The 13,764-nt window shown below is 48.4% G+C and carries 9 protein-coding genes and 2 pseudogenes; 10 read left to right on the forward strand and 1 reads right to left on the reverse strand.

Going from position 1 to position 13,764, the window contains the following annotated elements; translation table 11 throughout:
- Positions 1-115 precede the first annotated feature (115 nt).
- Positions 116-280, forward strand: a pseudogene (locus tag CWE06_RS12395) (transposase domain-containing protein); the annotation flags it as partial.
- Here CWE06_RS12395 and CWE06_RS12520 read toward each other — a convergent pair.
- Entirely contained in the window at positions 246-1,172 is a 927-nt protein-coding gene (locus tag CWE06_RS12520) for a hypothetical protein (RefSeq protein ID WP_126793128.1), read from the reverse strand. The pseudogene CWE06_RS12395 and the gene CWE06_RS12520 overlap by 35 nt on opposite strands.
- 413 nt (positions 1,173-1,585) lie before the next feature.
- Here CWE06_RS12520 and CWE06_RS08565 point away from each other — a divergent pair, with 413 nt between their 5' ends.
- The 9 genes and pseudogenes from CWE06_RS08565 to CWE06_RS08605 all read left to right on the forward strand — a co-directional run bounded on the left by CWE06_RS08565 (position 1,586) and on the right by CWE06_RS08605 (position 13,620).
- Positions 1,586-4,285 (forward strand): TonB-dependent receptor, encoded by a 2,700-nt coding sequence (locus CWE06_RS08565; protein ID WP_126793130.1) that lies wholly within the window; start codon positions 1,586-1,588, stop codon positions 4,283-4,285.
- Between the two features lie 62 nt (positions 4,286-4,347).
- Positions 4,348-5,067 (forward strand): hypothetical protein, encoded by a 720-nt coding sequence (locus CWE06_RS08570; protein WP_126793132.1) that lies wholly within the window; start codon positions 4,348-4,350, stop codon positions 5,065-5,067.
- The gene (locus CWE06_RS08575; protein ID WP_126793134.1) at positions 5,064-6,848 is read left to right on the forward strand and encodes an NADH:ubiquinone reductase (Na(+)-transporting) subunit F; all 1,785 of its coding nucleotides are present in this window, start codon (positions 5,064-5,066) and stop codon (positions 6,846-6,848) included. The genes CWE06_RS08570 and CWE06_RS08575 overlap by 4 nt, the downstream gene beginning before the upstream one ends.
- 149 nt (positions 6,849-6,997) lie before the next feature.
- Entirely contained in the window at positions 6,998-7,282 is a 285-nt protein-coding gene (locus CWE06_RS08580; RefSeq protein ID WP_126793136.1) for an AbgT family transporter, read from the forward strand.
- 25 nt (positions 7,283-7,307) lie between these two features.
- Positions 7,308-7,707 (forward strand): annotated as a pseudogene (locus tag CWE06_RS12525) (transposase); the annotation flags it as partial.
- A gap of 192 nt (positions 7,708-7,899) precedes the next feature.
- On the forward strand, positions 7,900-10,170 hold the full coding sequence (locus tag CWE06_RS08585) for a multiheme c-type cytochrome (RefSeq protein ID WP_126793137.1): 2,271 nt from the start codon (positions 7,900-7,902) through the stop codon (positions 10,168-10,170).
- A gap of 7 nt (positions 10,171-10,177) precedes the next feature.
- A complete protein-coding gene (locus CWE06_RS08590; protein WP_126793139.1) occupies positions 10,178-12,412 on the forward strand; it encodes a sulfatase-like hydrolase/transferase in 2,235 nt (744 codons plus the stop codon).
- A gap of 162 nt (positions 12,413-12,574) precedes the next feature.
- A complete protein-coding gene (ung, locus tag CWE06_RS08595) occupies positions 12,575-13,288 on the forward strand; it encodes a uracil-DNA glycosylase (RefSeq protein ID WP_126793141.1) in 714 nt (237 codons plus the stop codon).
- A 167-nt stretch (positions 13,289-13,455) separates the two neighbouring features.
- Positions 13,456-13,620 carry a DUF3545 family protein gene (locus CWE06_RS08605; RefSeq protein WP_126793143.1) on the forward strand — a complete coding sequence of 55 codons (165 nt, stop codon included), beginning with the start codon at positions 13,456-13,458 and terminating at the stop codon, positions 13,618-13,620.
- Positions 13,621-13,764 lie beyond the last annotated feature (144 nt).

Below are 13,764 nucleotides of genomic sequence, written 5' to 3' on the forward strand. Positions count from 1 at the left end.
TGATTAGAAAGACGCCTCCGGGCTAACACCGTTCAGTTAAGAAATATTTTTGCGATCGGTTGAACGATCCCAAGGTTAGTTCAAAATACCCTCATCATCGTTTGGTTATGAGGGTATTTTTTTACTTAGTCATTGGTTACTTGATACAGATACGTTCGCTGTTCCGGAACACTTGTCAACATTCAAACAGTCTATCCCCCTTGAATGGGTTGAACAAGCACTAGAATCTACCAATAAAGCCAGCATTAAAAGGCGCAAGTTGCCGGCTGAGTTAGTAGTTGTTGCTGATGAAATTCAGAAAGCGTTTCTTCTGCTGCAATAAGTTGTCCGCTGTTGTTAAAAACCATGCTTTGGGCGTTTGGGATTTCCGGTTCCACCAGGCCGGCGATGAGTTTGGTCATGGCGACATCGTGGCTGGCATTGATCATGTGTTGGCCATCAATATCAACCGGAACCTGATAGGTAATCGTCCAGTAACCTGCAGAGAGGTCAAAGTACAAACCAGTCCAGACTGGAGTGCGCTCAGGATTGTCCTCCTGAAGTGTTGAGCCCACGGTGGTAAAGTCAGTTATTACCAACTCAGGTGCTGCTAATAACCCCCAAGGATTGTCCTGCTGATAAATTGTCAGGATGTTTTCGGGTAGTGAGATATGGGTGTTGGTCACCAGGCCATGCAAGGCTGGGCCAAATTCGTTTACCAGATACTGGGCGATGATGGTTCTCGCCTTAATTTCGTCTGAAAGCGGTCGGGGGCCAGGGCCTGCAAACGTAGTCACGGATTCGAACCACTGACTGTCAGCGGTAGTACCTTCAAAAAAATCCTCTCTTAGCCTTAAGGTACCTGGCTCTGTTTCAACGTGCCAACGGTCAAATTTTTCTGTGTAAGCCGGGTTATCGGCGAGCGCTGAATACCTTCTCTCGAAGGCAGCGGCAAGTTGAGCTGCTCGGTCTTCAATAGTGCGGAACAATCTGCTTTCCCGTTCTATGCGGCGTTCCGCTTGTTCAGTAAGGCTCTGAATATGATCCGCTTTTGCTTGCTGATATGAAACCCAGAAGCTGACTGTTGAGAGTGCGACAACAAGCATAAGCGACCACAGGCTGATATTAATCAGCAGCCTGGTGGTTAATCTTCTCGCAAAACGGGAGCGTCTGTTTGAGCTATTTATGCTCACAGCAGCATTTATTCCTTGGTGTAATCGAAATACTCAATTCAGCCTATAACATTTAGCGATAATAATCATGATTTAACACCGACACCTATCAACAAAATAAAGACGAGGCGAAAGGAAAGATCATCGAGATGATTTTTTTTACAACATTTTTCACTACCCCAAAAGATATACAACCCGCAAGCAAGCGATCTATACAAGGCTATAAGAAATACAATATTTGTGCGTATTTATGCGGATACTATGTCTATACAACTACAATATTTGCGTAAATTATGACCATAAATGTATAGAAAAGGTTTATATTTGATAGTCAAATTCCCAAAAATAGCCTGATATAAAAGTTGCATATACAAGCAAAAATCTGCTAACAATTAAATGGTAGTTAATCAAAAAGCAACAATCAGGGGACTAGCATGAAAAACCACAGACTTTCAAAACTTGCTGTAGCAATGGGGCTGGCGATGCTTCCATTTACGGCAGTTCAGGCACAAGAAGACGCTGCTGAAGAATCCGCAAATGTAGAGCGGATCTCAGTCACTGGATCGCGCCTGCAGCGCACGGAAGCAGAGAGCGCTGCACCGGTACAGGTATTTACAGCAGAAGATATTGAAGCTTCGGGCTTAACGTCAATGGAGCTGATTCTCCAGCAAATGTCTGCATCGGCCGGCTTTGGCGGTAACCCAACCAGCACCTACTGGGTTGGTGGCGGTTGGGGAACCGCTCAGGTAAACCTGCGTGGATTAGGTGTTTCCAGAACGTTGGTGCTGTTGAATGGCCGACGCGTAGTGAATGGAGGCTCAGGTGCCAATGCGTCAGTCGACCTTAACGTAATCCCAACGTCGATTATCGAACGTGTCGAAGTACTGAAAGACGGTGCGTCGGCGATTTACGGGGCAGACGCGGTTGCCGGGGTAGTTAATATTATCACCAAAAAAAATTACGACGGCTTTATGATTGAAGGCCGTCTGGCAGGAACTGAGCACGGCGACGGGGAAGAACGCCAGATTAATATGATGCTCGGTGCAAGTTCAGACCGCGGTCGAGTAGTATTAACATTAAGCTATCGCGATACTGATGAAGTCAATATGGCTGATCGTGCTCCATGTCCGCTTGTTGAGCGGACGACAGGGCAACTGTCTTGCTCACCAAGTGGTTCAACACCGGGTGGCCGCGCTGTAATTTCCAGTGGGCCTGATGCGGGCCAGATTATCAATTTCAATCAGGATCCTGGCGGTGACCCGAATTCTTACGCCCCTTATGATCCGGAAGTTCATGGCAGTAACTCCTTTCCGTACCTCAATGCGGTGAACCCAGTTTCGACGATTAGTTTTTCCACGTTTGGTGACTACAGACTACAGGGCGATACGTACGCTTTTGCTGAAGTGCTATACAACCAACGTCGCTCAAATCAGACGGGTGCGCCGAATACATTGCGCAATATCGACTTTGCAGCAGACCATCCAAGTAACCCAGTCGGTGAAGACATTACAGTTCTGATGCGTCGCCTTGACGAAGGTGGAGGCCGTCATTTTGATCAGGAAGTAAATACCTGGCGCTTTGTGACTGGTTTACAAGGTGTAGTCGGTGATGGCTGGAACTGGGAATTTTCATACAATTATGGACGTAACACTGGGCGCGACGGTGCAGACAACATCGTAAACCTGCAACGCCTTAACCAGGTTCTGACACCTTCAGAGTGCGGGGGTGACATCCCATGTAGCACGCTTCTGGGTGCTGACAGCATGAGCCCGGAAGCATTGGATTATATACTGTTCCGTATTGATGATAATGGCGGTAACGAGCAACGGACACTTAGCTTTAATATTAATGGCGACTTAACCGAGAACAGACATGGTTATATTCCGGTAGCCTTTGGTGTTGAACGTCGTAAAGAGCGTGGCTGGAACAACCCGGACTCATCGGTTGTTGCTGGCATTATGAACACCAACCAACAAGAGCCGTTAAGTGGTGAGTATTCAGTTACTGAAGCCTATGTAGAAACATCGATTCCTTTGCTTTCCGATATGCAATTCGCTGAATTAGTTTCTTTGGATTTAGCGTATCGTTATTCAGATTATGACTTGTTCGGAAGCGACGGTAACTACAAGGTTGGCCTGCATTGGAATGTGAACGATAACGTGAAATTGCGTAGTACGTTCTCCACAGCATTCCGCGTTCCGAGTATTCCAGAGCTATTTTCAGGTGTTGGTGAAGGTAACCTGACGACCAGCGACCCATGTAGCGGTTGGGATCAGCCAAGTGCAGATCCGGTCGTTTCAGCGAACTGCCAGGCAGATGGCGTGCCAGAAGGCTTCCAACAGCAAGGTTCCAACATTCTGACGCAGACTGGCGGAAATATTAACCTGCAGCCAGAACACGCAGATACGTTCACAGCAGGATTGGTGTGGGACGTAGACTGGGTAGAAAACCTGCAGGTTACCGTTGACTACTTCAGTATTGAAATGTCGAACGCCATTCGAAGCGTAGCTGGTTCAACGAAGTTGTCTGCTTGCTATAATTCAGAAGGTATGTCGCATCAATTCTGTAGTGACGATACGTTCACCCGTAACGCTTTGACTGGTGAGGTTAACTTCTTATCTGCTCAACCAGATAACGTTGCTAACGAAAAGATTTCGGGCTGGGATGCATCGGTTTTCTATGCGACCACGTTGGCTGGGCTTGACGCTCGCTTCAACTGGAACTTGACGTACCTGGATGAATATTCCATTCAGCCGTATGAAGGTGCCCCTGTAATTGACTATGCAGGCAAACTAACTGGCGGCAGCGGAAGTTTTGCCCGCGTGCGTAGTGATGTAAATATGACATTGCGCAGCGACGATTGGCGATTCAATTACACGGTTCGTATGATTGGCAGTGCCGACGATATCAATGCTTCACCTGGTGATATCGGTGCCAGCGTCTCTGACGTGTTTTACCACGATGTTCAGGGTACGTATTATCTTGATGACAATTGGACTGTGCAGGCCGGCGTGAACAACCTGTTCGATAAATCAGCTCCTTATGTTCGAAGCTGGACTGATGCGAACACAGACACCATGACCTACGACCTTATGGGTCGCCAACTATATTTGAAACTCCGTTACGAGTTTTAATGTACTTGTCCGGGGGGGCTGATGGGGCTCCCGGCGCTTTTCGAATTTTTTGAGGTTGACGTATGAAACAACGTTCCGGCACCTACCGTGTCTGGCACCGCTGGTTATCACTTGTACTGGGCGTACAGATGGTGATTTGGGCGATATCCGGGGCCTACATGGTGATTGTTCAGCTGCCGTTTATCCATGGAGTTCATTTAACTCAGGAAAGTGACCAGAAGCTACCAGTAAACCCTGGTGCTGCATCACTGGCAGAGGTCACAGAGAAATTTCCGCATACCACAGAAGCAGAGTTGGTCAATCGTCTGGTTAATGGTGAATACAGGCTGCTTTGGCAACTACGTACGCATTTCGGTGATCGTCTCGTAGATGCCAACACACTAGAGCCTGTGGTTCTCGGTAAGTCCGATATCCGCGCACTTGCTGAAAGTTATTATGCATTCAAAGAAGAAGCGCGCATTACCAATATTGAACTGCTGACAACAGAAGCTCCGAGCGAGCTAAACCCAGCGCATTTGCCAATCTGGCGTATCGACTTTGATGACTTTGGTCGCACTGCGCTGTATCTCGACCAGACTACGGGCGAAATGAAAGTACGTCGGCATGATTTCTGGCGTGGCTTCGACATAATGTGGATGCTTCATATCATGGATTATAAGGACCGGGTTGATATTACCACCTGGTGGTTACGAATTTTTATATTCGGCACCTTTGGATTCATTTTCACCGGTATTGTGTTGCTTATACAAACGTTGTTTAGTTCACGGAGGAAGCTGAGATGAAATTTTTACAATGGCTTCACCGCTGGACAAGCTTGATTATTTTACTACAGGTGTTTCTCTGGACCCTTAGTGCGGCGTGGTTCACTATCATGGACCATGACGGCATGAAGGCGCACCAGTATATGGCACATGGCGACCATAGCATGCTCAATACTACGGATATGGTGGATCTGAACCAGTTTGAGCATCACTTTACTGACGCTTCACTGGTGCGTGTTCAATTGGTCGATGGTATTCCGCAAGTCGTGGTGCGTTATGGAGAAGACGAATACGAATACTTGCATGGCTTAACCGGGCTTCCCTGGCAAACAGGAGAAGCGATGGCAACACGCCTTGCACAAGCAAGTTATTCCGGTCCCGGTGATGTAAAACGAATTACCGCGATAGAGGAAACCTGGGAACTTCACGGCTGGAAAGGCAGTGCATGGAAAGTGGAGTTCGGGGATGATTTGAACACTCGTGTCTACGTTGATGAGAATTCCGGAACGGTCATTGATCACAGAAATACTCCCTGGGTGATCTCGGATTGGGCCTTCCGGTTGCATTTTATCGACTACACCGGTGGCCGGAACTTTAATAACCTGGTGATTATCACCGCTGCTGTCGTCACACTCTGGTTTGCGCTTTCAGGGTTGATATTACTCATTAAATTGCTTGGCAGTGGCGAAATGCGCTGGAGCTGGCGCAAGGTACCAATGCGCACGCAGGCAGGAGACTCAGAAGTAAATCTGGTGACTCCAAAGCACCGCACTATATTACAAACGTTACAAAGCAACGAGCTACCGATCGGCAGCGGTTGCGGCGGAGGTGGTACTTGCGGACTGTGTAAAGTGCGTGTTGAAGATGAATCGTTACCTGTTACGGATGCAGAAAGCGAACTTCTGAGCCAGGAAGAGCTGGCGCAAGGCATCAGACTGGCATGCCGCCATAAAACACCGACGAAAGGAAAAGTGGTGTTACAGGATAATGCTGCCCGTTATGAACTTGAGCTAACAAGTAGTCGGTTTATTACGCCGCTCATGAAGGAGCTGAAGTTCAGTGTTGTCACGGATGAGCATCCTGAATTTAAGGCGGGTCAGTATGTACAGTTCCTGATACCTGAAGCAGTCAGCCGTGCCAGACCGGATGACATTCCTGAACCTTATCATGGCGTTTGGGAGTCGATTGCCGAGGTTGAGTTTGAGCACAGCGAAGTGCGTCGTAACTACTCCATGGCTGTGCGCCCAGGTGCCGAAGAACTGGTTTTTAACGTGCGCTACCAGCCAACAGCAGACGGCGCAAAAGTACCAGGCGTTGGTTCCACTTACTTGTTTAATTTGAAGCCTGGGGACAACGTTGTTGTTGAAGGGCCATTTGGGGAGTTTGTGCGAACGGATAACGAGCAGCATGTTCAGTGCTTTATTGGTGGAGGCGCAGGTATGGCACCATTAAGATCGTTGATTCAGGAAGAGCTGGAGTCTGAATCGCCCCGTAAGATCGAGTTTTTCTACGGAGCGCGCAGTAAGCAGGAGCTTTGTTATGCAGACGAGTTCGAAGAACTGGCAGAGCAAGGTAAGCTTCTATTTACTCCGGTATTGTCAGAAGCTACGTCGCACTGTGACTGGGATGGCCCGAAAGGCTTTGTACATCAGACCGTTGAGAATTATTTGAAAGACGTTGATGTGTTAAGCCGGGATTATTATGTCTGCGGCCCACCGGCTATGCTGGCTGAAACCTTAAAGCTATTAAAGTCGATGGGAGTTCCAGATAGTCAGATACGATTTGACGACTTTGGTAATTAACAGACATTAAATAGTCAAAGGTAACAGGCAGCTTCGGCTGCCTGTTTTTTTGTTCCTTTTTACAGCGGCGGCCTTTCTATTACAATGTCCCGCTGATTAAAATAATAACAAGCGCAGCCAGGCTGCGTGGACGTGCCAAGGAGATACGCATGTCTGGCGGACAAACCCCATCGAATGCGGAAACCCAGAAACGCGGTTGGTTTACGCGATTCCTCGATGCAGTTGAATATCTGGGTAATTTACTGCCCCATCCAGTGAGTCTGTTTGCGCTGTTTTGTGTATTTGTCATTGTTGCCAGTGGCCTTGCAGCGTTCTTTGGACTAAGCGCTGCTGACCCGCGTCCTGCGGAAATGACAGGCGGTGAACCCGGTGCGTTAATTACGGTTAACAGCCTGATGATCCGTACCAGTACTTTTGGACACCGAGCTAAGTGAGTAAAATCACTTAACGAGGTGAATCATGAAAGCAAATAAAAAACGCAAAGTCCACACGCAAGAATTTAAAGCAGAAGCTCTGAAATTAGCTGATTAGCTGAAAGAATAGGCGTTGCAGCGGCTGCTAGAGAACTGAAAGTCTACGAATCCCAGCTGTACAGTTGGCGGACTGCGTCGCAAAAGAAATCTAGCACGAGCGCCCGAGAAGCAGAGCAAGCCCAGAGTGCAGCGTCGAATTGAGCGAGACGAAGCAATTAAGCAGGCATTTGTTGACTCGAAAGAGCGCAGCGGCGCTCGACGCTCGGCGTATCCAAGTAGATTTGGCAGACCTCAACATGACACCTGACATCAAAACTATTCGCAATAGCATGATACGCCAGGGCCTTGTACCTAAGGCCGCACGTAAATTTAAAGTCACCACGAACCGCGCTTATCTGCCCAGTGCGATCGCACCATCAACTTGGTTGATGGCCAGATTATTGATAATGACTAAATGTTAAATACCTGTTATTCTAATAAGTCAAACTCCGTTACGCTTAAGTTTGTCTTGATGAAAGAAAGTCGTATTAGGGATAGCGGTCTCATCGTCGTTGATAGCCTAGGACGGGTTTTATTACATGCTTTCTTTACGCTGGTTAACGCTTGGCTTGATTGTTTTAGCGCTAATTTTTACCTTGTCGCTCGGGATGACTCCTGTGCCAACGGCACCCTCCACACATCAGTCTGTGGCGTTGCAGTGGGTCGACGAAACGACCTGCCAGCAATGCCATCTTGACCAAGTCAAAGAATGGCAAGGTTCTCATCATCAGCTCGCTATGCTGCAACCGGACACGACGAGCGTACGCGGCCCTTTTAACGGCACACAATTTCAAACCGTCGACGAATCTTTTCTATTCTTCAACGAGGCAGGGCGTTATTTTGTCGAGACGCAAAAGCGAAGCGGGACCAAGATGGTTTACCCGGTGGCTTATACATTTGGTTGGGAGCCGTTACAGCAGTATTTAATTGAAACCGAGCCGGGTCGACTGCAGGCATTGAGTGTTGCTTGGGATACCGAACGCGAGCAGTGGTTCCATTTATATGAAGGTGCTCAGGTCGATGCTACGCATCCGCTGCATTGGCAACAACGCTCGCAAAACGCCAATACGCAATGTATCGAATGTCACACCAGCGGCTATTCAATGACTTATAGTCCAAAAGAACATCGGATGGAATCGCAGTGGCAAAGTTTGGGTGTGGGCTGTCAGGCCTGTCATGGCCAAGCCTCACATCATCTGGCTTGGGCGCAATCCGATGGCGCACAAGCGCCTGACCATTACGGCTTTTCCCGTGCTTTAACTGCGCCAGAACATGGTCAACAACAACTAGAAACCTGTGCACAATGCCATAGCCGCCGCACGCCATTGGGTGCGGTTGATGGACAGGGCTCGTTTCACGACGATTACTTATTAAGTTTACTGACCGCGGATCTCTATGAAGTCGACGGCCAGATCAGTGATGAAGTTTTTGAATACGGGTCATTTCTGCAAAGTAAAATGTACCAGCAAGGTGTAGTCTGCAGCGATTGCCATAATCCGCATTCCGCGCAATTTAAAATGCCAGAAATAGCAACCTGTACTCAGTGCCACAACCCGACCAACAAGGTGCCGCGTGAGGGTATTCAAACCGCGAGCTTGAAGGCTGCGAATTACGCCGGCAGCACCCACCACTTTCATCAGCCAGAGTCGAGCGGTGCCGACTGTCGAAGCTGTCACATGCCAAGCAAAACCTATATGGGCAATGATGTCCGCCATGATCATAGTTTTAGCGTGCCTAATCCCACACAAGCATTGACTTTGGGCCATTCGGACGCCTGCTTAAGCTGTCACACGGACGATGATCCGGAGATTATCATCACTGCCTTTACTGAATGGTATCCAGATTTTACGCCACGTGATGGCGGTTACGCTGTGGCTATGTACAACGCTCGGGGTGGACAGGCCGGTGCAGTTGAGGCTTTATTACAACAGCTGATGCGCGAAGATCTACCACCGATACGACGTGCTGCTTTGCTTGCGGAAACACCACATTATCCAGCGCCACAGTTACAACAGCAGGCTATCCTCGGGCTGCAACATGATGATCCGCTGGTACGGCGGTCTGCATTGAATGCGGTAGCCGAGTTTTTACCCCCCGATCAGCTACAACAGATTTTGACCTATTTACAGGCGGACCCGGTGCGTTCGATAAGGGTAACAGCAACCGAGCTTGCGGTTGAACAAACGCGACAAACCGGCCAGCCGATGGATCCCTCCAACCTGACCGAGTTGATCGAAATTCAGCAAAAATTAGCCGGCCGTCCGGAAGCTCATTATACGTTAGCCACATTATTACAGTTGCAGCCGATGTTGCAGCCACAGCAAGTAAGCACTCACTTGTCTACAGCCTTGCGGCTTGCCCCAGACTATACGCCGGCGCTGGTGGCGCAGGCAGAATTGATTGAGCAACGTGACAGCAGTGAAGGTTTAAATTATTTGCGCCAAGAAGTCGAGCGTTGGCCAAACAATGCGGATTTGCAATTCGCCTTGGCTTTAGCGGAAATCCGCAACGGTGACCTGGCTGCGGGCACAGAATGGCTCATTGTCGCTCGGCAGAGGGCACCCGAGAATGACTACTACGCCTATGTACTCGCGATCGCGTGGCATGATCAAGGACAGATCGGTGCAGCAAAAAACTTACTTCGTGAACAACTGGAAAAGAATCAGCGCAACCGTCAATTGCGGCTGACGCTATTAAATTACCTCGATGCAAATGATGAATCGCAAGCGGAGGAGAGGGTTAGGCTGATTGAGCAGTGGTCTCGCCAGAATCCGAATGACGCTTTGTTAAAAGCCTATTTAAGGGAGTGAGAGTGACATGAGTCGTCAACAGATTTATTGGCTGCGCGCAGTGAGCGCAATGCTGAGCATATTAATTTTAACCGGCTGTAACTGGAATTCGACGAAGCGTCCTGAGTTTGAGGTCAATCCGCCAACACCGCCTGTTGTGGAACTGCCACCGAATATTTTATTGGTGGTGATGGATGATGTGGGAATCGATCAACTTACCGCGTTGGGATATGGCGGTGTGCATCCGCCATCAACACCAGCGATTAACGCGATCGCAGAGCAAGGAGTGCGGTTTCGGAATACTTGGTCGATGCCTGAATGCTCGCCGGGTCGAGTAGCCTTATTCGCTGGTCGTTATCCACTTCGAACCAATGTTTATCAAGCAATTGGGCCGAATGATTTGGCCAATTCACAAGTTTCTCCATATGAGCTAACTGCGGCTAAAATGCTGCAAAATGCAGACTATGAAAGTGCCATGTTTGGCAAGTTTCATTTAGCCGGGCCGGATTTTAATCCTGCTGAAAATGGCACACCTGCGGCATTAGGTTGGGACTTCTTTTATGGGTGGACGGGTGGCTTACCAGCTAGCATTGATACCACAGCGGGTGGTATTGCTGAGGTAGGCACATATTCTTGCGGCTATGTACCGTCTCTTGAAGAGGATCCGGTTCATGGTGCAGAGTATGGTGCTTGTTACATCCCTAATCTGGCAGAGGTTTCCTGTCAGAATCTTGAGGGTAGTGCCGAGCAATCCGCGGGTTTGCAATGTTTAGCCAGTGGCGGTGTACTCGTGCCGAACGCAAATTGCATGACAGAGCCGCCAGCGTCGGTCAATTTCGAGCAAGAAAATGCCTATTATGTGTCGCCATTAGTGATTAATCATCAAGGGGAAGTGACGGAAGTTCCTCTGCGTGACCCACGCAGTCGCGGTTATCGTACGACGATTGAGGTCGATGCGGCACGCGAATGGATTCAAAGTCGAAATGGTGATCAGCCTTGGATGGCATCGGTGACATTTACCGCACCGCACACTCCCATTCAAACACCACCACCGACCTTATTAAGCTCGGGAATTGAAACTCAGTTACAAGCGGACTGCAGTTTCGAGCCGTCGGCATTGCCGAATTTTCGGCGCCTCAGTGATGCGACCATTGAGGCAATGGATACAGAGTTTGAACGTCTTCTTGTCGATATCGGCGTAGCTGAACGGAGTGTTGATGATCGGCTGGTCTATCGCCCTGAAAGTAATACCCTTGTGGTGATTATCGGTGACAACGGTTCTTTTGGACCGACAGTAAAAGCACCATTCGACTTATCTCGAGCAAAGGGCTCAGCATATCAAACTGGAATTTGGGTACCGCTCATTGTCGCTGGACCTATGGTGATTGAGCCCGGGCGCAATGTCGAGCATATGGTCAATGCCGTCGATGTTTTCTCACTATTTGCTGAAGTGGCTGGACTTGACGTAGAAGAGTTTGCAACCGCACAAATCGACAGTGTTGCGATGTTACCCTATCTCACGTCGACCACAGCGGACTCACAGCGCAGCTTTAACTTTGCCCAAGGCGGCTTGAATATTCAGCTGAATGGAGGCCGAAACGGACCTTGTGTGATTGGACAATGTAGCCATACGCCGGTGAGTAAATCGGTCTGCGAAGATAATGGGGGTGTCTGGTGGGGCCAAGGTGCTGATAATCCGGAAGTCATTGATTTTTATAATAGCGGTAATTTGGAACAGTGTTGGCAGGTTAATCAGGCAATTTTTAACAAACAACCACAACGTTATGAACAAAATCGAGTGATGATGGGTTGGACACAATACCAAGCCATTCGCAATGAACACTATAAACTGGTGAGCAATTTTGCGCTCGATTACGATCCAGCCACGGATACCTCAATGGATTTGTATAGCGTCGAATTTTATCGTATCGATCAGGGCTTTCCGCCAGCGTTAGATCGTGAAGATGACGACTTACTGCTCGGTGGTGGATTAGCAAACTTAGATTTGTTGTCGTCGGAAGAGCGCAACAATTATGAGGCACTGCATCAGCAACTGACCGCGATTCTTGCCAGTAAACCTGGGTGTCCAGGTGATGGTAATTATGACGGCGTTGTTGATCAGCGAGATCTTGATAACTATGACGCACTCATTGCAAGCGGATGGAATGGTTCGAGTTGGTATGATTTTAATTTCGATGGCGTTACGGATGATGCAGACCGAGCCATTATCTTGGCGAATATCGATTCGATGTGTCAACAGTGATGACCCGTCAACTGGGTAGTGTTCAGAATTCTGTGTCATTTCGATAAACTAAGCAAAAACCCACCGCAAGGGTTAACACCGTTCAATCAAAATACTCTTAACTGAACGGTGTTAGCCTATTGGCGGTTTTTTGTTGGGAGGAACTATTTGTTGGGAGTAACTATGCAAACCTGGCAAGAGTTTATAGAAGCCGAGCAGCAACGCGAATATTTTCAAGTGTTGCAAGCCCGGATTGCCGAAGCGAAAGTCAATGGCGCCGTTATTTACCCGCCCGAGACTCAGGTTTTTCGTGCTTTTGAACTGACTCCGATTGAACAGGTGAAAGCTGTCGTTATCGGCCAAGACCCCTATCACCAACTCGGTCAAGCCCACGGTCTTGCATTTTCTGTTGAGCGAGGCGTGCGTATTCCGCCGTCATTACGCAATATCTACAAAGCTATCCAAGTCGACTATCCAGAGGTTGAAATCCCAGATCATGGTGACTTGTCGGCATGGGCGCGGCAAGGTGTCTTGTTGCTGAATACCGCATTAACCGTGGAAGAGGGGAAAGCCGGAGCACATTCGAAGTGGGGGTGGCATGAGTTTACTGCCCGCGCTTTAGCATTCTTCGCTACTCAAAAGCCAGCCGCTTATTTGCTTTGGGGCGCGCATGCCCAGCAGGTTGCTGCGAAAGCGCTAGCCACTACGCCATTTGTAGCAGAGAACTTATTATTGCAGTCGGTGCACCCGTCACCACTTTCAGCCCATAAAGGTTTCCTTGAATGTGGGCATTTCCGTGCGACGAACACGTGGTTACAGGCTCGTCAGCAACCCCCCATTGAATGGTTGCCAGTCGCCAATAATGGTCAAAAACAAGGTGATTTGTTCACAAAATAGTAACATTTAGCTTGGCTAAATTATCGAATTATGGTACAACGATGCAGCGGTTGTAAAAATAACAAAAACACAACATGCGTTTCATGAAGTGGTCACAAAAAGCACCAATAATAGCTGTGACCGAATCGCGGTGATATCACAACGCAAACCACGCAAGGGGGATTCCCATGAACCATACTGAAGAACTTGGTAACAACGAGAAATCGAGTAAGGGCCGGGCAAAACGTAAGTGGCGTGAAATTGAAGCAATAAAAGAACGCCAGCGTTTAGAGAAAGAGTTGATGGATATCGATTACTGCTATGACTTAGAATCCGACGACCTCGAGTTCTAAGAAAAAGGGCCTCTTGCGAGTAATGCCGATCAGTTAAGAAATTTTCGCGATCGGTTGACCGATCCTTAGAAGGGTTCAAAATCCGTAATTAGGTTATCTAATTACGGATTTTTTTATGCGTTTTGAAAGTGAATTGGCAGTAGC

This window comes from Aliidiomarina haloalkalitolerans (assembly GCF_003987315.1).
GTDB lineage: Bacteria > Pseudomonadota > Gammaproteobacteria > Enterobacterales > Alteromonadaceae > Aliidiomarina > Aliidiomarina haloalkalitolerans.

Coding starts and splice junctions, on each gene's coding strand:
- CWE06_RS08580 (WP_126793136.1), top strand. CDS start 6,998: ATGTCTGGCGGACAAACCCCATCGAATGCGGAAACCCAGAAACGCGGT.
- CWE06_RS08590 (WP_126793139.1), top strand. CDS start 10,178: ATGAGTCGTCAACAGATTTATTGGCTGCGCGCAGTGAGCGCAATGCTG.
- ung (WP_126793141.1), top strand. CDS start 12,575: ATGCAAACCTGGCAAGAGTTTATAGAAGCCGAGCAGCAACGCGAATAT.
- CWE06_RS08585 (WP_126793137.1), top strand. CDS start 7,900: ATGCTTTCTTTACGCTGGTTAACGCTTGGCTTGATTGTTTTAGCGCTA.
- CWE06_RS08575 (WP_126793134.1), top strand. CDS start 5,064: ATGAAATTTTTACAATGGCTTCACCGCTGGACAAGCTTGATTATTTTA.
- CWE06_RS08605 (WP_126793143.1), top strand. CDS start 13,456: ATGAACCATACTGAAGAACTTGGTAACAACGAGAAATCGAGTAAGGGC.
- CWE06_RS08570 (WP_126793132.1), top strand. CDS start 4,348: ATGAAACAACGTTCCGGCACCTACCGTGTCTGGCACCGCTGGTTATCA.
- CWE06_RS08565 (WP_126793130.1), top strand. CDS start 1,586: ATGAAAAACCACAGACTTTCAAAACTTGCTGTAGCAATGGGGCTGGCG.